The organism is Brevundimonas sp. P2_A6, assembly GCF_056404975.1.
This window is the reverse complement of sequence record NZ_JBFUCZ010000001.1, coordinates 983,881-1,008,903: the sequence shown is the minus strand read 5'-3', so window position 1 is coordinate 1,008,903 and position 25,023 is coordinate 983,881. Positions and strand designations below refer to the sequence as shown.

23 protein-coding genes and 1 tRNA gene are annotated in these 25,023 nt (G+C 66.6%); 16 read left to right on the top strand and 8 right to left on the bottom strand.

The genetic code is table 11. The features are described from left to right. The first annotated feature begins 4 nt into the window (after positions 1 to 4). The 10 genes from AC1DW4_RS05120 to AC1DW4_RS05075 all read left to right on the top strand — a co-directional run bounded on the left by AC1DW4_RS05120 (position 5) and on the right by AC1DW4_RS05075 (position 8,784). Complete coding sequence (locus AC1DW4_RS05120; protein ID WP_477016144.1) at positions 5 to 574, top strand: LemA family protein; 570 nt, start codon at positions 5 to 7, stop codon at positions 572 to 574. Positions 575 to 581: 7 nt separating this feature from the next. Then, the gene (locus AC1DW4_RS05115) at positions 582 to 1,598 is read left to right on the top strand and encodes a M48 family metallopeptidase (protein WP_477016143.1); all 1,017 of its coding nucleotides are present in this window, start codon (positions 582 to 584) and stop codon (positions 1,596 to 1,598) included. A gap of 108 nt (positions 1,599 to 1,706) precedes the next feature. Further along, positions 1,707 to 2,036: an FtsB family cell division protein gene (locus tag AC1DW4_RS05110; protein ID WP_477016142.1), complete on the top strand. Its 330-nt coding sequence runs from the start codon at positions 1,707 to 1,709 to the stop codon at positions 2,034 to 2,036. Between the two features lie 127 nt (positions 2,037 to 2,163). Continuing rightward, the gene (gene pdhA / locus AC1DW4_RS05105; RefSeq protein WP_477016141.1) at positions 2,164 to 3,198 is read left to right on the top strand and encodes a pyruvate dehydrogenase (acetyl-transferring) E1 component subunit alpha; all 1,035 of its coding nucleotides are present in this window, start codon (positions 2,164 to 2,166) and stop codon (positions 3,196 to 3,198) included. Next, on the top strand, positions 3,195 to 3,452 hold the full coding sequence (locus AC1DW4_RS05100; protein WP_477016140.1) for a hypothetical protein: 258 nt from the start codon (positions 3,195 to 3,197) through the stop codon (positions 3,450 to 3,452). The genes pdhA and AC1DW4_RS05100 overlap by 4 nt, the downstream gene beginning before the upstream one ends. Next, the gene (locus AC1DW4_RS05095) at positions 3,452 to 4,834 is read left to right on the top strand and encodes a pyruvate dehydrogenase complex E1 component subunit beta (protein WP_477016139.1); all 1,383 of its coding nucleotides are present in this window, start codon (positions 3,452 to 3,454) and stop codon (positions 4,832 to 4,834) included. Before AC1DW4_RS05100 ends, AC1DW4_RS05095 begins: the two co-directional genes overlap by 1 nt. Continuing rightward, on the top strand, positions 4,831 to 6,150 hold the full coding sequence (locus AC1DW4_RS05090; protein WP_477016138.1) for a pyruvate dehydrogenase complex dihydrolipoamide acetyltransferase: 1,320 nt from the start codon (positions 4,831 to 4,833) through the stop codon (positions 6,148 to 6,150). Before AC1DW4_RS05095 ends, AC1DW4_RS05090 begins: the two co-directional genes overlap by 4 nt. A gap of 5 nt (positions 6,151 to 6,155) precedes the next feature. Next, the gene (locus AC1DW4_RS05085; protein WP_477016137.1) at positions 6,156 to 6,644 is read left to right on the top strand and encodes a glutathione peroxidase; all 489 of its coding nucleotides are present in this window, start codon (positions 6,156 to 6,158) and stop codon (positions 6,642 to 6,644) included. Next, on the top strand, positions 6,637 to 8,043 hold the full coding sequence (gene lpdA, locus AC1DW4_RS05080; protein WP_477016136.1) for a dihydrolipoyl dehydrogenase: 1,407 nt from the start codon (positions 6,637 to 6,639) through the stop codon (positions 8,041 to 8,043). Before AC1DW4_RS05085 ends, lpdA begins: the two co-directional genes overlap by 8 nt. A gap of 45 nt (positions 8,044 to 8,088) precedes the next feature. Beyond that, on the top strand, positions 8,089 to 8,784 hold the full coding sequence (locus AC1DW4_RS05075) for a VIT1/CCC1 transporter family protein (RefSeq protein ID WP_477016135.1): 696 nt from the start codon (positions 8,089 to 8,091) through the stop codon (positions 8,782 to 8,784). Between the two features lies 1 nt (position 8,785). On the opposite strand, the gene AC1DW4_RS05070 is transcribed toward AC1DW4_RS05075, so the two are convergent. The 6 genes from AC1DW4_RS05070 to AC1DW4_RS05045 are packed head-to-tail and all read right to left on the bottom strand — an operon-like array spanning position 8,786 to position 13,017. After that, the gene (locus AC1DW4_RS05070; RefSeq protein WP_013269402.1) at positions 8,786 to 8,968 is read right to left on the bottom strand and encodes a DUF3606 domain-containing protein; all 183 of its coding nucleotides are present in this window, start codon (positions 8,966 to 8,968) and stop codon (positions 8,786 to 8,788) included. A 51-nt stretch (positions 8,969 to 9,019) separates the two neighbouring features. Further along, positions 9,020 to 9,820, bottom strand: a complete 801-nt coding sequence (locus AC1DW4_RS05065) for an MBL fold metallo-hydrolase (RefSeq protein WP_477016134.1) — start codon at positions 9,818 to 9,820, stop codon at positions 9,020 to 9,022. Further along, positions 9,817 to 10,599 carry a TatD family hydrolase gene (locus AC1DW4_RS05060; protein WP_477016133.1) on the bottom strand — a complete coding sequence of 261 codons (783 nt, stop codon included), beginning with the start codon at positions 10,597 to 10,599 and terminating at the stop codon, positions 9,817 to 9,819. Before AC1DW4_RS05060 ends, AC1DW4_RS05065 begins: the two co-directional genes overlap by 4 nt. A gap of 7 nt (positions 10,600 to 10,606) precedes the next feature. Further along, positions 10,607 to 11,590, bottom strand: coding sequence for a DNA polymerase III subunit delta' (locus tag AC1DW4_RS05055; RefSeq protein ID WP_477016132.1), 984 nt, complete (start codon positions 11,588 to 11,590; stop codon positions 10,607 to 10,609). Next, on the bottom strand, positions 11,587 to 12,210 hold the full coding sequence (gene tmk, locus AC1DW4_RS05050; protein ID WP_477016131.1) for a dTMP kinase: 624 nt from the start codon (positions 12,208 to 12,210) through the stop codon (positions 11,587 to 11,589). The genes AC1DW4_RS05055 and tmk overlap by 4 nt, the downstream gene beginning before the upstream one ends. Positions 12,211 to 12,258: 48 nt before the next feature. Then, positions 12,259 to 13,017, bottom strand: coding sequence for a septal ring lytic transglycosylase RlpA family protein (locus tag AC1DW4_RS05045; RefSeq protein ID WP_477016130.1), 759 nt, complete (start codon positions 13,015 to 13,017; stop codon positions 12,259 to 12,261). A 134-nt stretch (positions 13,018 to 13,151) separates the two neighbouring features. Here AC1DW4_RS05045 and AC1DW4_RS05040 point away from each other — a divergent pair. Then, a tRNA-Ser gene (locus AC1DW4_RS05040) sits at positions 13,152 to 13,241 on the top strand. A 20-nt stretch (positions 13,242 to 13,261) separates the two neighbouring features. On the opposite strand, the gene pobA is transcribed toward AC1DW4_RS05040, so the two are convergent. Beyond that, a complete protein-coding gene (pobA, locus tag AC1DW4_RS05035; RefSeq protein ID WP_477016129.1) occupies positions 13,262 to 14,440 on the bottom strand; it encodes a 4-hydroxybenzoate 3-monooxygenase in 1,179 nt (392 codons plus the stop codon). A gap of 179 nt (positions 14,441 to 14,619) precedes the next feature. On the opposite strand from pobA, the gene AC1DW4_RS05030 reads away from it, so the two are divergent. Next, complete coding sequence (locus AC1DW4_RS05030; protein WP_477016128.1) at positions 14,620 to 15,996, top strand: spinster family MFS transporter; 1,377 nt, start codon at positions 14,620 to 14,622, stop codon at positions 15,994 to 15,996. Here the strand turns inward: AC1DW4_RS05030 and AC1DW4_RS05025 are convergent. After that, a complete protein-coding gene (locus tag AC1DW4_RS05025) occupies positions 15,993 to 16,484 on the bottom strand; it encodes a MarR family winged helix-turn-helix transcriptional regulator (protein WP_477016127.1) in 492 nt (163 codons plus the stop codon). The two genes, AC1DW4_RS05030 and AC1DW4_RS05025, sit on opposite strands and share 4 nt — an antisense overlap. 188 nt (positions 16,485 to 16,672) lie before the next feature. Between AC1DW4_RS05025 and AC1DW4_RS05020 the strand changes: the two genes are divergently transcribed. The 4 genes from AC1DW4_RS05020 (at position 16,673) to AC1DW4_RS05005 (ending at position 25,018) form a co-directional block, all read left to right on the top strand. Next, positions 16,673 to 17,926 (top strand): CaiB/BaiF CoA transferase family protein, encoded by a 1,254-nt coding sequence (locus tag AC1DW4_RS05020; protein ID WP_477016126.1) that lies wholly within the window; start codon positions 16,673 to 16,675, stop codon positions 17,924 to 17,926. Further along, complete coding sequence (locus tag AC1DW4_RS05015) at positions 17,926 to 20,361, top strand: 2-hydroxyacyl-CoA dehydratase (RefSeq protein ID WP_477016125.1); 2,436 nt, start codon at positions 17,926 to 17,928, stop codon at positions 20,359 to 20,361. Before AC1DW4_RS05020 ends, AC1DW4_RS05015 begins: the two co-directional genes overlap by 1 nt. Positions 20,362 to 20,469: 108 nt before the next feature. Further along, complete coding sequence (locus tag AC1DW4_RS05010; protein ID WP_477016124.1) at positions 20,470 to 23,190, top strand: TonB-dependent receptor plug domain-containing protein; 2,721 nt, start codon at positions 20,470 to 20,472, stop codon at positions 23,188 to 23,190. 82 nt (positions 23,191 to 23,272) lie between these two features. After that, positions 23,273 to 25,018 carry a CocE/NonD family hydrolase gene (locus AC1DW4_RS05005; protein ID WP_477016123.1) on the top strand — a complete coding sequence of 582 codons (1,746 nt, stop codon included), beginning with the start codon at positions 23,273 to 23,275 and terminating at the stop codon, positions 25,016 to 25,018. Positions 25,019 to 25,023: the final 5 nt, after the last annotated feature.

The following is a 25,023-nucleotide window of genomic DNA, read 5'->3' as shown; positions in this document are numbered from 1 at the left end:
CGTCATGATCGCACTGATCGTCATCGTCGCCATCATCGCCGTGGTCGGCTTCATGATCATGGGATCGTACAACAGGCTGGTCGCGCTGGATCAGAAGGCCGACCAGTCGTTCGCCGACATCGACGTCCAGCTGAAGCAGCGCAACGACCTGATTCCCAACCTGGTCGAGACGGTGAAGGGCTACGCCGCCCACGAGCAGGGCACGCTGAACGCGGTGACCCAGGCCCGCGCCGCCGCCGCCGGGGCCACGACCGTCGATCAGAAGGTCAATGCCGACAACATGCTGACCGGGGCGCTGGGCAAGCTGTTCGCGGTGGCCGAGGCCTATCCGGACCTGAAGGCCAACACCAACTTCCTTGAACTGCAGCGCGAACTGACCGACATCGAGAACAAGCTGGCCGCCGCACGCCGGTTCTTCAACAACGCGGTCGCCGAGTTCAACGCGGTGCGGGCCCAGTTCCCGACCGTGCTGTTCGCCGGGATGTTCGGCTTTGGCAGCGAAAAGCCGTTCTTCGCCGTCGACGCCGCCGACCGTGCCGCCATGACCGCCGCGCCGCCGTCGGTGAAGTTCTAGGCCCAGCATGGCCGCCGTCGGGCTGCAGACGCATATCTGGGCGAACAATACGCGTTCGACCCTGCTGCTGATCGGGTTTCCGATCATGCTGACACTTGTCCTGTTCGGGCTCGAGCTGGTCTTGATGGGGTTCGGCTTCCTGCCCAATTCCGGCGGCACGCTGGGTCAGGATATAGGGCTGGCCACGTCGATGCTGGCAGGGACCATACCCCTGGCCGTCGTCGCCGCCCTGATCTGGTTCGTCATCGCCTGGTTCGGCAATCAGGCGATGATCGACGCCATGACGGGCGCGCGGAAGGTGGAGCGTCAGGACGAACCCGCGCTGTACAATCTGCTGGAGAACCTCGCCATCTCTCGGGGCCTGCGGACGCCGACGCTCCGTGTCATCGACAGCGACAGCCTGAACGCCTTCGCCTCCGGCATCCGCGAGGGACACTACAGCGTCACCGTGACGCGCGGCCTGATCGATGCCCTTGACCGCGACGAGATGGAGGCGGTTCTGGCCCACGAACTGACCCACGTCATCAACAAGGACGTGCGCACCATGATCATCGCCTCGATCTTTGCCGGCATCATCAGCGTGCTGTGTCAGCTGGTCTTTCGCGGCATGTTCTACGTCCGGGGCGGGCGCAGCCGGGACAACAAGAACGGGGGGGCCCTGATCCTGGTCGGGCTGGCCATCGCGGCCGTCGGCTATGTCTTCGCCATCGTCATCCGCATGATGCTTTCACGCACGCGCGAATACGTCGCCGACGCCGGGTCGGTGGAGTTGACCAAGAACCCCGACGCCATGATCTCGGCCCTGCGCAAGGTCTCGGGCCGCTCCAAGCTCCAGGCCCCCGACGACGTCCAGGGGATGTTCCTGGACAATGAGCGTGAGGGGTTCACCGACGCCCTGTTCGCCACCCATCCGTCGATCGACAAGCGGATCGCCGCCCTGATCAAGTTCGCGGGCGGGCGAGATCCCGGCCCGTGGGACGGCTCGACGCTAGAGACATCGACCACGGCGGTCCCCGTATCCTGATCCAGCGGGGGCGGAATTCGCGGCAACGCTTGCGGTCAAGCTAGGGTTTGTTAGGCATTTTCGGTCACACACGATCAACTGTATCCACGCTCAGAAGGAGCGTCCGTAATGATCGAACGGATGAAGCCCTACTTCCTCTCCGCCTTCCTGTTGCTTCTGATCGGCTACCTCGGTGTCCAGGCCCTGACCGGGGAAAGGGGGCTGCTGAGCGGAGCCGCGCGGGACGCTCGTCTGACCCAGCGCGAGGTGCAGCTGGCGGCCCTCACCGAGCAGCGTGCCGACCTCGAAGTGCGTGTCCGTTACCTTCGCACCGGCAGTCTGTCGCGCGACCTGCTGGAAGAACGCGCCAGCGCCGTGCTCGGCTTCTCTGATCCGCGTGACTATGTGATCCACGTCGTCGCGCCACCCGCGGCCCCCAAGGCGACCACGACCTCCTGAACTCTTGTTACAGCGGAGCCTGCGCGCTTTGCCTTTGGGGAACGAAGGCTGCTACAGCCGCTTTCCGTAACGAGAAGAGGCTCCGGCGGCGCGTATCGCCCAGGGGCTCATACCCGGGAGATGCCGGATGGCGAGAGCCGCCCAGAAGACCACGGAATCAAAGGCCTCGGCCAAGATCCCCAACGCCCCCACCGCGACCAAGGACGAGCTGCTCGCCTACTATCGCGAGATGGTACTGATCCGCCGCTTCGAGGAGCGGGCAGGGCAGCTGTACGGCATGGGTCTGATCGGCGGGTTCTGCCATCTGTACATCGGCCAGGAAGCCGTGGCCGTGGGCGTTCAAGCCAACGTCAAACAGGGCCACGACAAGATCATCACCGGCTACCGCGACCACGGCCACATGCTGGCGGCGGGCATGGACCCCAAGGAGGTCATGGCCGAGCTGACCGGGCGCTCCGGCGGATCGTCCAAGGGCAAGGGCGGGTCGATGCACATGTTCGACGTGCCGACCGGCTTCTATGGCGGTCACGGCATCGTCGGGGCGCAGGTCGCGCTGGGGACCGGTCTGGCGTTCGCGGGCAAATACCGCGGCGATGATTCGGTCGCCTTCATCTATTTCGGCGACGGCGCGGCCAACCAGGGCCAGGTCTACGAAAGCTTCAACATGGCCCAGCTGTGGAAGCTGCCGGCCATCTACATCATCGAGAACAACCAGTACGCCATGGGGACCAGCATCGAACGCTCGTCCTCGACGACCGATCTGGCGCATCGCGGGGCCAGCTTCGGCATCCCGGGCGAACTGGTCGACGGCATGGACGTGCTGGCGGTCAAGGACGCGGTCGAGCGGGCGGTCATGCGCGCGCGGGCCGGCGAGGGGCCGTTCATCCTGGAGGTGAAGACCTATCGCTATCGCGGGCACTCGATGTCCGACCCGGCCAAATACCGCACCAAGGAAGAGGTCGACGAGGTCAAGAAGACACGCGACCCCATCGACCACGTCAAGATGCTGCTGGAGCAGGCCAAGGCCACCGAGGACGAGCTGAAAGCCATCGACGCCGAGGTGAAGGCCATCGTCGCCGAGGCCGTCCAGTTCGCCCAGGAAAGCCCGGAACCGGATCCGTCCGAGCTCTATACCGACGTGTATGTGGAGACCGCAGCGTGACAGCCGTCTCTCGTCACCATCTGAAGGATTGGGTGGTCGAAGCCCTCCGAAACATCGGCAAGCCTGCAAGAATCATCGATATCGCCAAGGAAATTTGGCGGCTCCACGGCAAAGAACTCGAAGGCACTCCGCTGTTTTACACTTGGCAATACGATATGCGCTGGGCTGCTTTATCGCTCAGCAAAGAAGGCAAGGTCGCGCTCTCTAACACTGTCGGCAAAGGGCAGTGGGCGCTTGTGGGGGGCAATTCTTAATGACCGACATCCTGATGCCGGCGCTGTCGCCCACGATGGAAGAGGGCACCCTGACCAAGTGGCACGTGAAGGCGGGCGACACCGTCAAGGCGGGCGACGTGATCGCCGAGATCGAGACCGACAAGGCGACCATGGAGGTCGAGGCGGTGGATGAAGGCGAGATCGCCGAAATCCTTGTGGCCGAGGGCTCAGCGGGGGTGAAGGTCAACACCCCGATCGCGCGCATGGCGGGCGAGGACGGCGCGGCCGCTCCCGCATCCAGGGCGGCCTCGGTCGACGCGCCGGTCGCTAAGCCCGAAGCCTCCGAGGCCAAGTCGGGCGAATCGGAAAAGGTGCCGGCCCAGACCGGCACGCCGACGCCGAAGCCTGCCCTGCGCGACCCCGAAATCCCCGCCGACGCCAAGCTGGTCAAGACGACCGTGCGCGACGCCCTGCGCGACGCCATGGCCGAGGAGATGCGCCGCGACGAGGCCGTCTTCCTGATCGGCGAGGAAGTCGCCCAGTACCAGGGGGCCTACAAGGTCAGCCGCGAGCTGCTGCAGGAGTTTGGTGACAAGCGCGTCGTCGACACCCCGATCACCGAGCACGGCTTCGCAGGCCTCGGCGTCGGCGCGGCGATGGCGGGCCTGAAGCCCATCGTCGAGTTCATGACCTTCAACTTCGCCATGCAGGCGATCGACCACATCATCAACTCGGCCGCCAAGACGCTGTATATGTCCGGCGGTCAGATCCGGGCCCCCATCGTGTTCCGGGGTCCGAACGGCGCGGCGTCGCGCGTCGGTGCCCAGCACAGCCAGGACTATTCCGCCTGGTATGCCCAGGTGCCAGGCCTCAAGGTTGTGGCCCCCTATGACGCCGCTGATGCCAAGGGCCTGCTGAAGTCCGCCATTCGCGATCCGAACCCCGTCGTCTTCCTCGAGCACGAGATGATGTACGGCATCGAGTTCGATGTGCCCGACGTCGAGGACTATCTGGTCCCAATCGGCAAGGCCAAGGTCCGCCGCGAAGGCACGGACGTCACCATCACGGCCCATGCCCGCATGGTCGGCTTCGCCCTGCAGGCCGCCGAACAGCTTGAAGCCGAGGGCATCAGCGTCGAGGTCATCGATCTGCGGACCCTACGCCCGCTGGATCACGAGACCATCGTCGAGAGCGTCAAGAAAACCAGCCGCCTGGTCTCGGCCGAGGAAGGCTGGGGTCCCATGGGCGTCGGCGCCGAGGTCGTGGCCCGGGTGATCGAACACGCCTTCGACTACCTGGATGCGCCGCCGCTGCGGGTGCACCAGGAAGACGTGCCGCTGCCCTATGCCGCCAACCTGGAAATCCTGTCATTGCCCGGCGTCGACAAGATCGTGAAGGCCGTCAAGGCGGTGATGGCATGACCGATATCCTGATGCCCGCCCTGTCGCCCACGATGGAAGAGGGGGTCCTGGCCAAATGGCACGTCAAGGCCGGAGACGTGGTCAAGGCCGGCGACGTCATCGCCGAGATCGAGACCGACAAGGCGACCATGGAGGTCGAGGCCGTCGACGAGGGCACGATCACCGACATCCTTGTGGCCGAAGGGTCCGAGGGCGTGAAGGTCAACACGCCGATCGCGCGTCTGGCGGAGGAGGGGGGCAGCGCCGCTCCGGCCCCCAAGGCTGCGGCGCCCAAGGCGGACGCCAAGCCGGCCCCAGCGGGACACGAAAGCGGCGATGCCGTCGCGACCCCTCAGGGCATCAAATCCGCTGAAGCCACTCTGCCGCCCGCAAGCGCCAAGCCCGCATCGAACCCTGCTTCCGGTCAGCGCGTCTTCGCCTCGCCCCTGGCGCGCCGGCTGGCGCAGCAGGCTGGCCTGGACTTGTCCTCGCTGAAGGGCACCGGTCCACACGGCCGTATCGTTCGCGCCGACGTCGAGGCCGCCGGCAAGGGCGGCGCGCGTCCGGCCGCGGCTCCTGCGACGGCGGCCGCCTCCGGCATAGAGGCGCGCAAGGTCCAGTCGCTGTCCGACATGGGCATCCCCGACGGCAGCTACGACCTGATCCCGCTGGACGGCATGCGAAAGGCGATCGCGCGCCGCATGGTCGGCTCGATCCAGAACGTGCCGCATTTCCCGCTGTTCATCGACTGCGAGATCGACGCCCTGCTGGCCGCCCGCGCCAAGGTCAACGCCGCGCTGGAGCCCAAGGGCATCAAGGTCTCGGTCAACGACTTCGTCATCAAGGCCGCCGCCCTGGCGCTGAAGCTCGTGCCCGAGGCCAACGCGAGCTACAGCCCCGAGGGCATCGCCATGCATCATCATGCCGATGTTGCCATGGCGGTCGCGATCGACGGCGGCCTGATCACCCCGATCATCTTCAAGGCCGAGACCAAGTCCCTGTCGCAGATCGCTGTCGAATCGAAGGATCTCGCCAAGCGCGCCCGCGACAAGAAGCTGAAGCCCGAGGAGTTCCAGGGCGGCACCTTCAGCGTCTCGAACCTGGGCATGTTCGGCATCAAATCGTTCAGCTCGATCATCAACGAGCCCCAGGGCGCGATCATGAGCGTCGGGGCGGGCGAACAGCGGCCGGTCGTCAGGAACGGCCAGCTGGCCGTCGCCACCGTCATGACCGTCACCCTGACCTGCGATCACCGCGTGGTGGACGGCGCGACCGGCGCGCGCTTCCTTCAGGCGTTCAAGCCGCTGATCGAAGACCCCGTCACCATGCTGGCCTGACGCGCATGAGCACCGTCTATGATTTCGCCGCCACCGGCATCGACGGTAGCGAAGTACCGCTGGAGCGGTTTCGCGGCAAGGCGTTGCTGATCGTCAACACGGCGTCGAAGTGCGGCTTCACCGGCCAGTATGCCGGGCTGGAAGCTTTGCACCGGCAATACGCCGACCAGCCGTTCGAGGTGCTGGGTTTCCCCTGCAACCAGTTCGGCGGGCAGGAGCCCGGCAAGGCGGCCGAGATCGCGTCGTTCTGCAGCACGACCTACGACGTCGATTTCCCGCTGTTCGACAAGGTCGAGGTCAACGGCCCCCATCGCCACCCGCTCTATGCCTGGCTGACCGAGCAGAAGAAGGGTTTCCTGGGCAGTCGCGACATCAAGTGGAACTTCACCAAATTCCTGACCGACCGGGAGGGCAGGGCGGTCGCCCGCTACGCCCCCCAGGTCGAACCCGCGGCCATCGTGCCGGATATCGAGAAGCTGATCCAGAATGGCTGACCCAATCGATCTTATCGTCATCGGCTCGGGCCCAGGCGGCTATGTCGCCGCGATCCGCGCCAGCCAGCTGGGCCTCAAGGTCGCCATCGTCGAGCGCGAGAATCTGGGCGGTATCTGTCTGAACTGGGGCTGTATCCCCACCAAGGCCCTGCTGAAGTCGGGCGAGAAGTACGAGAGCCTGAGCCACCTGAAGGACTACGGCCTGTCGGCCGAAAAGGTCGGCTTCGACTTCGACGCCATCATCGCCCGCTCGCGCGGCGTCGCCAAACAGCTCAATCAGGGCGTCGGCTTCCTGATGAAGAAGAACAAGATCGAGGTCATCGAGGGCACGGCGAAGCTGGAGAAGGGCACCGCGGTGCCCAAGGTCGTCATCGCCCTGAAGGCCGGGGGATCGCGCACGGTCGAGGCCAGTGCGGTCATGCTGGCCGTCGGAGCCCGCGCCAAGGCCATTCCGCAGATCGGCCTGGAGGCCGACGGCGACCGCATCTGGGCCTACCGCGAGGCCATGGCGCCCAAGTCGATGCCGAAGTCGATCGTGGTCATCGGTTCGGGTGCCATCGGTATTGAATTCGGCAGCTTCTACAGAGCCTTGGGCGCGGATGTTACGGTCGTGGAAGCGGTCGATCGCATCATGCCTGTCGAGGACGAAGAGGTCTCCAAGGCCGCGCAGAAGGCCTTCGAGAAGCGCGGCATGAAGTTCCGCACCGGCTGCAAGGTCACCAAGGTGTCCAAGAGCGGGAAGGGCGTCCAGGTCGCCATCGAGGCCGGTGGCAAGGCCGAAACGCTCGAGGCCGAGGTCTGCATCTCGGCTGTCGGCATCACCGCCAACACGGACGGCATCGGGCTGGAGGCGCTGGGGGTCAAGATGGACCGGGGCCACATCGACATCGACGGCCATTGCGCCACCAACGTGATGGGCCTGTACGCCATCGGCGACTGCGCCGGCGCGCCCTGGCTTGCGCACAAGGCGTCACACGAGGGCATCCACGCCGCGGAATACATCGCCGGCTTCAAGTCGCCGAACGTCGTCTCGCCCATCGCCGGCTGCACCTATGCCCAGCCGCAGGTCGCCTCGGTCGGGGTGACGGAGCAGGCGGCCCGGGAAGCCAAGCGCGAGGTCAGGATCGGCCGCTTCCCCTTCAAGGTGAACGGCAAGGCCATCGCGTCGGGCGACACCGAGGGCTTCGTCAAGACGGTGTTCGACGCCAAGACCGGAGCCCTGATCGGGGCCCACATGATCGGGGCCGAGGTCACCGAGATGATCCAGGGCTATGTCACCGCCATCACGATGGAAGCCACCGAGGAAGACATCCACGGCATCGTCTATCCGCATCCGACCATGTCCGAGGCCATGCATGAGGCCGCGCTGGACGCCTACGGGCGCGTGATCCACATCTGACGGAGGGGCCTTGCGCGCGACGGCAGCAGGGCGCTCAGTACCGAGATGAACCGGTCGCATCTCGAAGGTCATGTCATCTCGCGTGTCGGCTGGTTGCGGGCGGCCGTGCTGGGTGCGAATGACGGCATCGTCTCGACCGCAAGCCTCATCATGGGCGTGGCCGCCGCCGGCTCGTCGAAATCCGCGATCCTGGTGGCCGGGGTCGCCGGCCTGGTCGCCGGGGCGCTGTCGATGGCGGCTGGCGAGTATGTCTCCGTCAGCTCGCAATCCGATACCGAAAAGGCGGACCTGGCCAAGGAGCGCGCCGAGCTGGCGGCCTCGCCGGAGGCGGAACGACGCGAACTCAGCCAGATCTATGTGGACCGGGGCCTGACGCCGGACTTGGCCGACAGGGTCGCTGAACAACTGATGCAGCACGATGCCCTGGCGGCGCATGCCAGGGACGAGCTCGGAATTTCCTCGTTCACGACGGCTCGTCCGATCCAGGCGGCCGTCACGTCTGCCGCGACGTTCACGGCGGGGGCTGCGGCGCCGTTGCTGGCCGTTGTAGTGACGCCGACCGCCTGGCTCATGGCGGTCGTCGCGGGCTCGTCGCTGATCTTTCTGGCGGTCCTCGGTGGCCTCGGCGCGGCGGCTGGCGGCGCGGGCTTGGTCCGGCCGGTGGCGCGGGTCGTCTTCTGGGGTGGTATCGCGCTGGCCGTGACGGCAGGGATCGGCCATCTGTTCGGCGTGGTCGCCTAGCTCAGCGCTTCTTGCCCAGCTCGGCGGCGATGTCCTTGACCATGCGGCCGGCCTTCCTGTGCGCGGCGGTGATCTGGTCGCGGGTGACTCCCCAGCGCTTCATCCAGTATTCGACGGCCTGTCGTTCGGACAGGTCCAGCCGGTCCTTGTCGATGAAGCCGCGTTTGTCCTTGAGACCGGCCATGAGGGCGTTTCCTTTTATCGCCTAAGATATATTATGCGAAATCGTGCCATGTCAGAGGGAAACCGGTCGTGACCAGCCGTCGTGAGCGATCTCTACGCCTGGCGGAACCAGCGCGGACAATGCCTTGTAATCAAGGTCTATATGCAAGTTGGTCAGGACGGCCGTTCCGACATCGGCCGCCGCTATCCATTCCAAGGCCTGGTCCACATGGGCGTGCGTTGGATGACGGTTCCAGCGCAGCGCATCGATGATCCATAGCTCCGATCCCGCAACGGCCCGCAAGGCCTCGTCGCTCAGTGCATCCACGTCGCTCGAATAGCTGACGCCACCCAGCCGGTAGCCCACCGAGCGGATGGGGCCATGGCCCTGATCGAAGGTCACGACCGGCACCGACCCTCCCGGCCCGTCGATCCGCCACGGCGTGCCATGAATGGGAAGGTCACGCGCTTCCAGAATGGCCGGATATCCCTGCTTGGTCTCGAAGATGTAGTCGAACCGGTGAGTGAGCGCCTCCCGCGTCGCCGCGTCCATCCAGCATGGGATCCGCTGGCGACGCCGCAAGGCGAAGACGCGCAAGTCGTCTATCCCGTGGGTCTGATCCGCATGGTCGTGAGTGATCAAGACGGCATCGACGCGGCTGGCCCGCGCGGCCAGCATCTGTTGACGCAGGTCCGGCGAGGTATCGATCAGGACAGCGGTTTCCCCATCGGGCCCCGTGCGGCGCGCCAGCATCGAACAACGCGAGCGCAGGTTCCTGGGGTCGGTCGGGTCGCAACTGCCCCAGTCGCCGTCCCCCCGCGGCACCCCGCCGGATGACCCGCATCCCAGAATGGTGACATCCAGCGCGCTCATGCCGGCCTCGGGATACGGTCGAACAGGGTGAAGAACGCATCGGTGGTGCGTGTGTCCGCCTCCTCCACCGTCCAGCCCCGGATGTCCGCCAGGGCCTGAAGCACGTGGCCGACGTAGGCCGGCTCGTTGCGGCGGCCACGATGGGGCACCGGGGCCAGATAGGGACAGTCCGTCTCGACGATGATCCGGTCCGCCGGCATGGACCGGATGACCTCGCGGACATCCTCCGCAGCCTTGAAAGTGGCGATACCCGAAACCGAGAACCAGGCCCCCATTTCAACAGCCTTTTGGGCTAATTCGGCTCCGCTTGTATAGCAGTGCATCAAGAACCGGAACGGGCCCTGCCCTTGTTCTTCGGCCAGGATCGCCCCCATTCGCTCGTCGGCCTCTCGCGTATGAACGACCAGCGGCAGACCGGTCCGGCGCGCCGCCGCGATATGTTGGCGGAACACGGCCTCCTGCTGATCGCGCGGGCTGAGGTCGTAGTGAAAATCCAGTCCGCACTCTCCGATCCCGACCACCCTCGGCCGCGCCGCCAGGGTGACCAGATCGTCGGCCGTCATCTCCAGATGATGGCGTGCCTCGTGCGGATGCGCCCCGACCGTACACCAGATGTCCGGATGCGCCCTGGCCAGACCGTGGGTCGCCTCGAACGTCGCCAGCGAATCCGATATCTCGACCATCATGCCCACGCCCGACGCCCGGGCACGCTCGATGACGGCGTCGCGATCCGCGTCGAATTGAGGCGCGTGAAGGTTCACATGGCTGTCGATCAGCATGACGCGCTCATCGATGGACCATCGCCTTGACCCGAGCCAGGTCGGCCAGCGCCCCGGTCAGAACGTCTGCCCGGTCCAGGTTCACGGCGGCGGCACGCTCCGGCAGGTCGCTCAGCCGTGTCCACAGGTCGGCCCAGGCGGCCCCGCCCGCCGTCTCCAGCGATCGGGCCCTCACCGCCGCCGTCAGCCGGTCCATCAAGGCCTCGAACCTGCCCTGCCCGACCGCCCCGCGAAAGGTGTCGGACATGGCCATTTGTTCGGCACGGTCCAGAGTGGGTTCATCCACCCAGCGTCGGGCCAGGCGATCGAGCGCCAGATTGGCCTCGGTCGCCAGCGACAGGGCCGCGCCCGGTGACCCGCGCGCCATGACCGCAATCCTGGCCGCTTCGTCGCCTTCCAGATCGGTTTGGCGCGAGACCAGCGTCGCAACGGCTTCGTCGGTCCAGGGCGCGAAGGACAGGCGCCGACAGCGCGACCGGATGGTGGCCAGCAACCGGCCCGGCGCGTGGCTGACCAGAAACAGCACACCGCGTTCCGGCGGCTCTTCCAGAGTCTTCAACAAGGCATTGGCGGCATTGGGATTAAGGTCGTCGGCCGCATCGACGATGGCCACGCGATAGGCAGCCTGGGACGGGCTTTTCGAAAAGAACTCCGGCAGGTCGCGCGCCTGGTCGACGGAGATCGATTTCTTCGTCTTGCCCCCCTCCGACAGCCGCTCAAGCACCATCAAGTCCGGGTGGGACTGGGCCGACACCAGTTGGCTGACGGGATCGCCGGGCGACGCCCCAAACGCCCCACGCGCCGGGTCCGCCCGCGCGCCCAGCAGACGGCGCGCGGCCCGATAGGCGAACGTGGCCTTTCCCAGACCTTCGGGGCCGCACAGCAGCCAGGCGTGGTGCAGCCGTCCCCGATCCAGGGCGTCTAGAAAGGCGCGCTCCGCCTCCGGCGATGGCACCAGGTCAAACCGGTCCCGGGGCTCGACCGCGGTCACAGGAACGGTTCCACGGCGGCCCAGACCCGGGCTTGCACCGCATCGATCGTGCCGGTCGCGTCGATCAGGCGACACCGTTCCGGATGCTCGGCCGCGATCTGCATGAAGCCCGCCCTCAGCTTCTGATGGAACGCCAGACCCTTGGATTCGAAGCGGGTATCGCCCTGCGGGCGGGCCAGGGCACGCTCCAGGCCGACCTCGACCGGCAGGTCGAAGATAAGCGTCAGATCCGGCTGATCGCGCCCGACGACATGGCGATCCAGGATGTCTACAAAAGACGCTTCCGCGCCGCCCGCCAGACCCTGATAGGCCCGACTGGAATCAGCGAAACGGTCGCACACCACCCATTGCCCGGCCTCCAGAGCCGGCTGGATCGTCCGTTCCAGATGATCAGAGCGCGCCGCGAACATCAGCAGCAACTCGGTGCGCGCGGACCAGCGATCGGCGCTGCCGGACACCACCAGGTCGCGAATCGCCTCTCCTCCGGGCGAACCGCCCGGCTCGCGGGTACGAATCACCTTCCGCCCGCTCGCACGCAGATGATCGACCAGACGGGCGACCTGGGTGGACTTGCCGGTCCCCTCCCCGCCCTCGAATGTGATGAACAGACCTCGTGACATCGGCGCACAATGGCGACGCGCGCCGCCCGGGCCAAGGGCGCTTCGGCTCTATCGTGCCGATATCAACAGGGCGTCGCGAAATCCGCGCGCCACAACCGACTGCCGTGCCTGTTCGGCGACATTGGCGTCGGGCCAGGGCCCCAGCAGAACACGGAACATGGAGTTGTCGGTCGCGGCCTGTACCCGGGCGTTTTGGCCCAGACGTCCCGCCGTGTTCCGCGCGTCCGGCTGGGCCGGATAGGCAGCGACCTGGATCCAGAAGGCGGCCATCGGCGGCGCAGGGGCGAGCGCGGGTGCCACCGGCTCCTCGCGCGGCGGAGCGGCCTGGGCGTATTGCAGGACCGCGCCTCCGCCCACCCGGGGCGCGCGCCCCAGATACCGTACCCTCACCTCGCCCACGCCCCGTTGCAGCAAGTCCAGCGCTTCGGCCGCTCCGCGCGACAGGTCGATGATGCGGTCGTCGACGAAGGGTCCACGATCATTGACCCTAAGCACGACGGTCCGTCCGTTGGCCAGGTTGGTAACCTCCACCAGTCCGGGCAGCGGCAAGGTCTTGTGCGCCGCCGTCAGGGCATGCATGTCGAATCGCTCGCCCGTCGAGGTCGGACGCCCGTTGAACTGATCTCCGTACCACGACGCCATGCCGACCTCGTCGTAGCCTGGCTGTTCGGAAGGGCGATACCAGCGCCCCCTCACCTGGTAGGGCCGCATCGTGCCCGACACGATAGGGGCGGGGTCGGTGACCACGGGCACGACCCCCTGGCGAGGCCCGTCGGGCGCGCCCGTGCTGGCGCAGGCCGCGAGCATCGAAACCGTCGCGCCGAGCGTCGCGAAGCTGACGATTCTGCGAGGGGTCGCCGACGGGATCATGTGCACATGATCGACCAGACGATTTCCGTTTTGGTTAACGGGGTCGGCGCTGCTATGGCCTCTCTCCAGACGGACAGGTGGCCGAGTGGTTTAAGGCAGCGGTCTTGAAAACCGCCGTAGGTGGAAGCCTACCGTGGGTTCGAATCCCACCCTGTCCGCCATCCCATCCCCGCGTCGGTCGCTAGAGCGGCAGGCCGACGTAGTTTTCCGCGATGCTTCGTCGGGCCGACTCGGATCCGGCGATGTAGTCGAGCTCGGCCTGCTGCATGCGGCGATCAAACGCGTCGGAACTGGGGAACCGGTGCATCAGTGTGGTCAACTGCCAGCTGAACCGTTCAGACTTCCAGACCCGGGCCAGGGCGCGGGCCGAGTATCCTGCGACGCCGTCGGTGTCGTTGCGCCTGAAGTATCCGGCCAGCGCTTCCGACAGGTAGGCGACATCCGACGCCGCCAGGTTCAGACCCTTGGCGCCCGTCGGCGGGACGATGTGGGCTGCGTCGCCGGCCAGGAACAGCGATCCATAGGACATGGGTTCGAAAACAAAGGATCGCAGCGGCGCGATCGATTTCTCGATCGATGGTCCGCGGGTGATCCGAGACCCGGTCTCGGGTCCCAGGCGCACGGTCAGCTCGTCCCACAATCGCTCGTCGGACCATTCGGTCACGTCTTCGCTGGACGGGACCTGAATGTAATAGCGGCTGCGGGTTTGGGATCGCATCGAGGCCAGGGCGAAACCGCGCGGGTGGTTGGCATAGATCAACTCGTCGTCGCACGGCGGCACATCGGCGAGGATGCCCAGCCAGCCGAAGGGATAGACCTTTTCGAACGTGCGGCCCGCCTGCGGCGGTATCGACCTGCGAGAGGGTCCGTGAAACCCGTCGCAACCGCAAATGAAGCGGGCATCGAGCCGGTGCGCGGTGCCACCCTGGTGATAGGTCAGATAGGGCGTATCGGTCTCGATCGCGTTCAGCGTCAGGTCCTCGGCCTGATAGACGACCTCCAGCCCGCGCTCGGGGGCGGCCGCCATCAGGTCGCGGGTGACCTCGGTCTGGCCGTAGACGGTGACCCGTTTGCCGGTCAGTTCGCCGACCGCAATGCGGATCAGCTTCTCGCCATCCGACAGGTAGAAGCCGTCGTGCGGCAGGCCCTCGGCGTTCAGGCGGGTGTCGATCCCCAACCGGTGCAGCAAGTCGGTCAGCGTGGCCTCGAGAACGCCCGCCCGGATGCGCCCCAGGACATAGGCGGACGAGGCCCGCTCGACGATGACGACCTCTATGCCCTCCGCGCGGAGAAGATGACCCAGCAGAAGACCCGCAGGGCCGGCGCCAATGATCGCGACCTGGGTCCGGGAGGTATTCATGGGATGTCGGGCCTCTCGAGCAATTCCATTCCATCGCCCTGCTTCGCTCCGCCGATCCGGGCGGTACCATCAGACGAGACGACCGATATAGGCATAGACACAAACGATTTTATCAATCAACCTTCCGGTGCAGCCGACGCAGAGCGGCGCAGGGCCCAGGTGCCGGAGGAACCCATATCGTGATCGACATTCCCGCATCCGCAGCGCCGGCAAAAGGCTGGCGGCCTTATCAGATCTACGTCATCGTTCTGCTGCTGGCGGTCACGGTATGCAACTATCTGGACCGTATCGTGCTCGGCGTGCTGCAGGAGCCGATCAAGATCGAGCTCGGCCTGTCGGATGCGCAGTTGGGCCTGCTGACCGGTCCTGCCTTCGCCCTGTTCTATTCGCTGTCGGGCATTCCGGCGGCGAGGTTCGCCGAACGCTTCAATCGCGCCGGGCTTCTGGCCATCGCCATCGGCGTCTGGTCAGCCATGACGGCCCTGTGCGGTGTGGCCCAGAGCTTCGGCCAGCTGCTGCTGTATCGGATCGGCGTGGGTGCCGGCGAGGGCGGCTGCATCCCGATCAGCCATTCGGTCCTGGCCGACTATTTCACGCCCAGGCAGCGCGGTCTGGTGATGTCCGTGGTCAGCGCCGCCCCGCCGCTGGCGACCATCCTGGCCCCCCTGATCGGCGGCTTTGTCGCCGAAGCCTGGGGCTGGCGCTCGGCCTTCCTGCTGCTCGGCCTGCCGGGCGTCGTGCTGAGCCTGCTGGTATGGTTCACGCTGAAGGATCCCCGCAAGGCGACGCCGCAAACCGCCGAACGCCGCCCGGCGACCTTCTGGGCCGACTTCAGATGGCTGATGAAGACCCCGGCGTTCGTCTTCGTGTTCATCGGCGGAGCCTTTGTCGGCATCGCCAACGCGGGCATCGCGGGGTTCACCGTGTCCTTCCTGTTGCGGACCCACGACTTCACCCTGTCCCAGGCCGGCGGCATCGTGGGCATGACCGGGATCGCAGGTCTGGTCGGGGCGATGCTGGGCGGCGTGCTGGCCGACAGGTTTTCCGACAGCCGGGGCCGATCCTATGTGCTGGTGCCCGCCCTGGGCAGCGGTCTGGCCGCCGCCGCCTACCTGGTCGCCTTCGGCGCGCCGGACCCGCGTCTGGCCATGCCGTTCCTGCTGGCGGCGGCCGTGGCCTACAACATGAAGAACGGACCGCTGTATGCCGCCATCCAGAACATCGTCCCCTCCACGATGCGGGCGACCGGCGCCGCAGTCTTCATGGTCGCGGCGACCGTGGTCGGCAGCACGGTCGGGCCATTGCTGACGGGTGTCATCAGCGACACGGTGGCGGGCCAGCGTTTCACCGGCACCGGAGCCTTCACGGCCAGCTGTCCCGGCGGTCGGGCTCCCGAAGGTGCCCTGGACAGCGTCGCGGCCGCCTGCAGCCAGGCCTCCGCCTCCGGCCTGCAGGTGGCGTTGCTGGTCATGTCGGCCATCTTCCTGATCTCGATGGTCTTCCTGGCCCTCGCCAGCCGCACCATCCGCATCAACGAGCCGACGAGCGCCGTCTAGGGTTCGGTCGGAAAGGCCCCGCGATAGACCTTGTCGAGCAGGGTCAGCAGGGTGTGCGCCTCGTCGTCGGTCAAGGCCGCCACCACGCCGCGCTCGTTGGCGATGGCCTCTCTGGCCATCCAGGACAGGGCTTTTTCACCGTCGGGCGTGATGAACAGATGATGCCGACGACGATCGGCCACGTCGCGACGGCGCTCGGCCCAGCCCCGCCGTTCCAGCTCGTCTAACAGCGCGACGACGGTCGCCTTGTCCTGCCCCAGCTCGTCGGACAGCATTTTCTGCGACATGCCGGGGTTGGCCGCCATCAGACCGAGCGCCGAAAAGCCGCCGGGCCGCAGCGCCTGATCGCCCAGACGCTCGCTGAACGACCGGGTCAGGTGGTTGTGGATGCGCCGCATCCGGAAACCCAGCAACGGCGTCAGGATGCCCAGATACCGAGCGGCCGAAGTCGGCGTGTGATCCATCTCGGCCAGCATCGGTTCGGACATGAGCCACTCCTTTGGGCCTCAGCATGGCCCACGAACCGTCTAGCAGATTCTCGACGGTCCTATCGGGCGATATATAAACCGTATGGAATAGAAACTAATATTGACACAAGGCGGTGTGCACGGCTCAATCGCCTCAGATCGACCGGCCCTCCGCTGAGGGTTCGAGAAGCGATCACCGAGGAATGACCGTGATCCAATCTTCCGCTTCCGCGCCCCGCCCGCTCGAGGGTCTCCGCGTCATCGATCTGACGCGCGCACTGGCCGGGCCCTATGCGACCCTGCTGCTGGCAGGACTGGGCGCAGAGATCATCAAGGTCGAGGATCCCAAGGGCGGCGACCTCGCGCGCGAGAACAGTCCCTATGTCGGCCGCGACGGGGTGACGGTCATGCGGATGCATGACGACGATCTGTCGGTCTCGCACTTGACCAGGGCCCGCGGCAAAAAGGGTGTCAGCCTGAACCTGAAGGCCCCCGGGGCGCGCGAGGTCTTCGCCGATCTGGTGCGAACCGCCGACGTGGTCATCGAGAACTTCACCAGCGGGACGGCGGACCGGCTGGGCGTCGGCTATGACGCGGCCAGGGCGGCCAATCCCGGCGTCATCTATTGCGCCCTCAGCGGTTTCGGAGCCGGGGGCTCCGACGGATCCAAGGCCATGGATGTGCTGGTCCAGGCCCTGAGCGGCGCCATGTACACCAGCGGCGAGGAAGGCACGCCGCCCGTGCGGATCGGCATCCCTATGGCCGACATGCTGGCACCGGTGTTCGGTGTCATCGGAATCCTCGCCGCGCTTCAGCACCGCCAGAAGACCGGCCATGGCCAGTTCGTCGACGTGTCGATGCTGGGGGCCCTGACATCCTTCGTTGCCATCGAGAATTGGCGCGCGATGGAGATGGCGGGAATGTCGGGGCGCACCGGCCTGACCGTCCACCGGCTGTCGCCCTTCGGTGTCTTCCGCTGCGCCGACGGCTATGTCGCGATCGTGGCGGTGCACGAGGGCCTCGCCCGCGCCCTGTTCCGGGTCATGAACGCGCCGGGCTTCGCCGAGGATCCCCGCTACAACAGCCGCGATGGCCGGGTCGCCAACGCAGTCGAACTGGAGGCCCGGATCGAGGCCTGGACCAGCAGCCTGCCGACCGCCGAGGTGGTCCGCCTGCTGGAGGCGGAAGGCGTCCCGGTGGCCCCCGTGCGTAATCCATCCGAAGGCATGATGGACCCCCGCGTCGTCGCCCGCGGTGAGACCGTGGCCGTCAAGCATCCCCGCTACCAGACCGATGAATCCCTGCGCACTGTCGGGGTGCCGATCCAGTTCTCCGAATGCCGCACGGGATTCGACGAGGTCCTGCCGGTCGAGATCGGCCAGCACAACGACAGCGTCTATGGCGAGGGCCTGGGCTATTCGGCGGAGCGGCTGGCGCAACTCCGGGCGGCGGGCACCATCTGATGTCGGTATCCGAGATCGTCGCCGGGGCGTTGGCCGCGTGCGCCGCTCCGCCGATCCATGCCATCGCCTGTCTGGGCCCGGATGCGCCGCGCGAGGTGATCGCCGCCGCCGGTCTGGTCCCCTGGGCGCTCGTGCCGTGGGATGCGGGTGCCGGCCAGCCCCATCCCGGGCTCAGCCCACGGTCACAAGGTCTCCTGGCCGCCATCGAGTCCGCCGACTTTACGCCGCGCGGATTGCTGTTGACCCATGCGGCCGCTGAAGATGCACAGGTATTCGCGGTCCTGCGAGAGCTTCACCTGACCGGCCGCGGACCGTCGGTGCCTTTCGCATTCGCCGACCTGCTGCACGGTCGGGATCAGGCGGTCCGAACCTATAATCTGGCTCGCACTTCGGCCGTCCGAACCTGGCTCGAAACATCCATCGGCCACCCGATCGACGGGCACGCCCTGAATGCCGCTCGCCTGCAACAGAACGCCCTCAAGGCCCGCCTGGCCGACCTGTTCTCCAGGGTCCGCAGCGGGTCGGAGCCGCGCCTGTCCGGAGCCGATGCGCTCGACCTCATCCGGGCCGTCAGCCGATCGTCCGCCCTGGAGGCCGACCGCCTTGTGGACGCCATCGAAGCCGCGGTGAAGGGCGCCCCCGTGCTGACCGGCCGCCGTGTCCTTCTGACCGGCTCGATGCACGAGACAGCGCACCTCTATCGGCAGATGGAGGCACTGGGGGCGATCATCGTGTCGGAGGACCACGCCTGGGGCGATCCCTGGATCGCTTCCTCCCTGGCTGAAGACGTCTCCGTGGAAGAAGCGGTGGCGCTCCGCAGCCAGGCCCCGGACTGGCCCAGTCCCATGCAGTCCGCCGGCTGGCGCGCCTCGGCGCTGACACGACGCGCCCTCGCCCTTGGCGTCGATGCCGTGATTCACTGCAGCCTGGCGGGTGAAGAGGCCGCGCCCTGGGACATCAAGCCGTCCCGCATCGCGCTGGGACAGGCGGGCATCGCGTTCCTGACGATCGCCGACCTGAAGCCGACCGCACCCATCGACGCGGAAACCGCCGATCGCATGTCTCGCTTCCTCGCGACCGGAAAAACTGTCGAACCGACAATCCGGTCCGCCCCCCCGCGCCCCGCCTTGAAGGCGAAGCCTGCCGAGCGCGATCATAAGCGCAGCCGCAAATCCCTGGACTGCACCGCTGACTTCGGAGCCTGGCAGCGCGACTGGTTCGCCAGCATCCGCGAGCGCGCCGCCGAGGGGCCATTCGCCGTGGTCAACGCAGATGCGCCCCAGGAAATCCTGCGCGCGCTCGACATTCCCTATGTGGTGAACCAGTGGTGGGCCTCCATCGTCGCGGCCAAACAGAAGGCGGGCCAGTACGGACGTCTGCTCAAGGCGGCCGACTACCCGGCCCACGTCGAGACCTACAGCGCCCAGGGTCTGGCGGCGGCGCTCGACGACGCCCTCGAGGATGCCCCGTGGGGCGGACTGCCGACGCCGTCGATCCTTTCGCTGATCGCCGGGTCCGACCCGGGCAGCAAGATCTTCGAGGCCTGGGCGAGCGAGACGGGGGCCGACCTGTTCGTCTTCGATCGCTCGATCGAAAGCCGCATCGACCTTCCCATCGACTGGTGGGACGACATGCCCGAGCGCTGGGAACAGACGCTGGAACCCGAACGGCTGGCGCTGATGGCCGCCCAGATCGAACAGCAGATCGTCCGGTTGGAAGCGTTGACCGGTCGCACGCTGGATCGCGCCAGGCTGGTGGAGATCATGAACCTGGTCAATGAGCAGGAGGACTTCTACCGCAAGACGCGCGACCTCATCGCCCGGACCCATCCCGCGCCCGTCGGTGTCGTCGATACCATGCCCGCGACCATGGTCCCGCAATGGCATCGGGGCACGGTCTGGGCCCGCGATGCGGCCAGGCGATTCTACGACGAGGTGGCTCAGCGCGTCGCTGACGGCGAGGCCGCCTGCCCCGGCGAGCGACTGCGTCTGATGTGGGTCGGGCGAGGACTGTGGAGCGACACGGGATTCTATCAGCGATGGGAAGAGAGCCACGGCGCGGTCTTCGTGTGGTCCATGTATCTGGGTCTTGCCGCCGATGGCTATCTGCGGTCGTTCGAGGGTGAGCACGACGTCATCCGCGCCCTGGCCGCCAGGTTCGTGACCATGGGCGACGAACTGCGGATGCCGACCTGGTCGGGGGCCTGGCACGTCAAGGAGGCTCGGGCCCACGGGTGCCATGGGGCCGTCGCGATCGACGACGCAGATCCCTTCGTGCTCGAGGCCCTGGAGCGCGCGGGCGTGCCGGTCCTCCGCATCGCGCTCAACAATATGGGCAGCGGGAACGATGCCGTGGACGCAGAAATCGCCGCGTTCCTCGACACGCTGGAGGGTCACGACATCGGCGGAGGCAGGACGGCCCCGGTCAAACAGTGACCTCTGGACTGTTTGGGAATCATACTATTTGCGTTTAAGCGAAAACACGCCATAGTCGGCGTCAACGGGTCACGGGCATCAAGTCCGGATCATCAAGGGGAGGATGCCATGTTCAGTTCGCGTCACAGGTCCGTCTATGCCGGTGCGTCCGCACTGGCGCTGTTCGCCGCACTTGCCGTGCCGTCTCTGGCCTCGGCCCAGACGGCTCCCGCGCGAACACCTGCTCCCGCTGCACAGGACGACGCCGCCACCGTCGACGACATCGTCGTCACGGGGACCAGCATCCGCGGCGTCGCCGCCGCCGGCTCGCCGGTCATCGGCGTCGATCGCGGTGACATCGTCGCCAGTGGGTCCAGCAACGTCAGCGACGCCACGCGCCTGCTGCCCCAGGTTCTGAACCTGGGTGCGGACGAAAGCCGCAACAGCTTCAGCGGCGGAGCGCAGGACGCCGCCGCCAACTCCACCGCCGTGCGCAGCGCCAACCTTCGGGGCATCGGGCCAGAAGCGACGCTGCTGTTGCTGAACGGCCGCCGCCTGGCCCCCAACGGGGTCATCAAGGCGCTGGGCGACCTTGACCAGATCCCATCCGCAGCCCTGCAGCGCATCGAGGTCGTGACCGACGGTGCCTCCGCCATCTACGGCTCCGATGCGGTGGCCGGGGTGGTCAACCTGATCACGCGCCGCAACTGGGACGGGGCCGAGACCACGGCCCGCTACGGCTTTGCCGACGCGCTGTCGCAGTTCCAGTTCAGCCAGACCTATGGCCGGACCTGGGACGGCGGCGGCCTGTTCCTTGCCTATGAGCATAACGAGCGCAGCAACCTGTCGGGTGCCGACCGCGACTTCGCCAGCCAGAACCGTACAAACCGGGGCGGAACGGACGCACGACCCTTCACCGCCGCGCCCGGCAACGTCGTCTTCGGCGGCATTCGCTACGGATTGCCCAACACCAACGGCGTCGGCGTGACCTCGGCCCAGCTGTCGACCACGCCCAACCGATATGACGAGGCGGCGGCCAACGACCTGCTGCCCGAACAGAACCGCGACACAGTCCTGTTCAACATCAACCAGCAGGTCACCGACCGGCTGGAGCTCTGGTACGAAGGCTTCTACACCAAGCGCGACTACGATCTGGCGGCCCCGCCCGCCCTGTTCAGCCTGACGGTCCGCAACACCAATCCCTATTTCGTCGGTCCCGTCGGCGCCACGCAGGAGACGGTGGAATATCGCCTGCTGGACGACAACGATCCCAACTCGACCGGCTTCGAGAACGCCCAGCAGAATGCCGCCGGCTTCAACGTCGACCTGGGTCATGACTGGCGCCTGGCCGCCTATGCCGCCCACAGCATCAGCCGTGGCTTCCAGGACCGGAAGAACGTCATCAACAACGCCGCCCTGACCGCGGCGCTGGCCTCGACCAACCCGGCGACCGCGTTCAATCCCTTCGGCAACGGGACGTTCAACCGCACCAACAACCCGGCGCTGCTGGACATCATCGACGCCAATCGCGCGACGTTCGGCAAGAACATCACCCAGGATCTGTCGGCCAAGGTGGACGGTCCTCTGTTCGACCTGCCGGGCGGCACGGTCCGCATGGCCCTGGGCGGCGAGTTCCACGACAACGCCTTCCGCCAGACCCTGTTCGCCACCAACGTGCTGGCCACCGGCGCCACGACGACGAAGAGCGTCTTCAACCAACGCACCATCAGCTCGGTGTACGGCGAAATCTTCGTGCCTCTGGTCAGCGACCTGAACGCCATGCCGCTGGTCGAACGGCTGGAACTATCGGTGGCGGGACGCTTCGAGGACTATTCCGACTTCGGCACCACGACCAACCCGAAATACGGCATCATCTATTCGCCCGGCTACGACCTGAACTTCCGCGCCACCTATGGCACCTCATTCCGGGCGCCCTCACTGGTCGACAGCGCCGCGCAGATCCTGAACATCTTCGTCCAGAACATCACCGATCCGACGTCGATGACGGGCACCACGCGCGGCATCTTCTTCAACGGCGGCAACAACGACCTGGGGCCGGAAACGGCCAAGACCTGGTCGGGCGGCTTCGACTGGACACCCTCGTTCCTCGACGGGTTCAACCTGTCGGTGAACTACTACAAGATCGAGTACGAGAACCGGATCGACGTGGCTCCGGGCAACGCCCTGGCCCAGGGCACGGTGTATTCCGCGCTGATCCGCCGCCGCCCCGCAGCCACCGACGTCGCGGGCAACGCCGCCTTCGATGCTCTGGTCGCCTCCTACTTCGCCAGCCCCGATCTGCAGAACCCGATCGAGCCGGTGTCCAACATCAACGTGGTTCTTGATGGTCGCCGCCAGAACCTGGGCTCGCTGAAGCAGGACGGTTACGACGTGTCGGCCGGTTATGCCTTCGACACCGGCTTCGGTAACTGGAGGGTTGGCGTCGATGTCGCCAAGATCCTGACGGTCGAGCGCCAGGGTGCCGCCGGCCTGCCGGTCGTGGACGTGCTGGACACCATCGGCAACCCGGTCGATCTGCGCGTACGCGGCTCGCTGAGCTGGAACATGGGTGGCTGGTCGGCGAACGCCTTCGCCAACTACACCGACAGCTATCTGAACACCGCGATCACGCCCAACGTCATGGTGGACAGCCTGACGACCTATGACCTGACCGCGTCTTACCGGTTCGAGGGCGAGGGGCTGGCCAATGGCGTCCGCATCTCGGTCAACGCTCTGAACGTGTTCGACGAAGACCCGCCCATCGCCCTGAACGGCACCGTCTCCTGGGATAGCCAGGCGGCTTCGGCCATCGGGCGTTTCATCTCCTTTGAAATCTCCAAGAGCTGGTGACCTCACACCGATCCTTCCTGGAGTAACTTGACGGCGAGCCGGGTGTGTCCTGGCTCGCCGCTTTCTTTCGAGAGCCTTGCCCATGACCCGCGTCATCGTCGCCCTGTTCGCCCTGATCGCCCTGACCCTGTCGCCGATGTCCGCGCGAGCCCAGTCGGGCTTCAACGCGGGACCCGCCACGCCCCAGTATTCGGAACAGGTCGCCACCTCCTTCCACCTGACGATGCGCGACGGGCTGAAGATCGCGGTGTCGCTGCATCGTCCGTCCGTGAACGGCGTGCCGGTCGAAGGTCCGCTGCCCGTCATCTGGCATCATGCGCTGGATATCGAGGCGGCCGGGACGCGCGCGACGGGTCAGGGCACGGACGCTCGCCGCCCACTCTCGGATTTGACGCGCTTTGGCTACGTCGTCGCCATCGTCGCGCGTCGAGGCAACGGCGCCTCCTTCGGCACGCGGCGGGGCTACGAGGACTTCACCGAGGGCTTCGACGCCTACGAAATCACCGAATGGCTGGCGGCCCAGCCCTGGTCCACCGGCAACGTCGGCATGTACGGCTGCTCCAACACCGGCGAGGCGGCGATGCACGCCGTCGTCGCCCGCCCGCCCCACCTGAAGGCGGTCTTCGCCGGCTGCTTCGCCTGGGACCGGTATGACGGCCACACGCGCGGCGGCATCATCTCGCAATACGGCACCGGCCCCACCCGTACCGTCGAGGACGACCTGCGCGCCATGCCGGTCCAGGGCGACGAGGACCGCACCCTGCTGCGTCAGGCGGCTGAAGAACATGTCGCCTCGACCAACCTGCTGGCCCTGATGCAGTCCATGCCCTACCGCGACAGCTGGTCGCCGCTGGTCATGGCGCGGTTCTGGGGCGAGGTCAGCATCGGGGCCTATCTCAGCCAGGTCCGCGACGGCGGTGTGCCCATCTATATCCAGGGCGGCTGGTACGACGACTTCCGCACAGAGGGGTTGATCGCCCTGGCCAACCTGCCGGGTCAGGCGCGCATGATCATCGGGCCGTGGCGGCACTGCCTGAACCCTGGTTTCGACCTGCAGGCCGAACAGGTCCGGTTCTTCAACCACTATCTGAAGGGCGAGGACACGGGCATCCAGAACGACGACCCGATCCACTATTTCACCATCAATGCGCCCGAGGGTCAGCAGTGGCGCAGCGCCAGGGCCTGGCCCCTGCCCGACACCGACAACCGCCGCCTGTTCCTGGCCGGAGATGCCCTGGCCGCACAACAGCCGCGCGCCGCAGGAGAGCGGATCGTCACCGTCGATTACGCGCCTGTCTGCCCGCCCGATCCGGTGGAGCCCAACTTCGGCCCGTTCGCCCAGCCTTGCCGGTCGTCAGCGACCAGCGTGACCGTCGCGGCGCGCACCTTCACCGCCGATACCGAGGTCACCGGCAATCCGATCGCCGACCTGTGGATTTCATCCAACTCGCCCGAGCAGCCCGTCTTCGCCTATCTGGAAGACCTCGCCCCAGACGGCACGGTCACCGTCGTCAGCGAGGGGCGTCAGCGCGCGTCCCTGCGTCATGTCGTCGAGGCCCCCTGGAACACCATGGGCACACCGTGGCGCCGGTCGTGGGCCGAAGATCACCAGCCCCTGGTGGCGGGTCAGCCGGTCAAGGTCTCGTTCGACCTGCTGGCAGTCTCTTACGTGTTCAAGGCGGGCCACACGCTGCGGGTCAGCGTCACTGGTTCGGATGCCCGCGAACGCGCCCGGGTCGAGGTCGCCCCTGCCCCGACCCTGAGCGTCCACTTCGGCGGCGAGACTCCGTCCAGCGTCGTCATTCCGTTCCGGCCCACGGCGGGCTAGTCCGG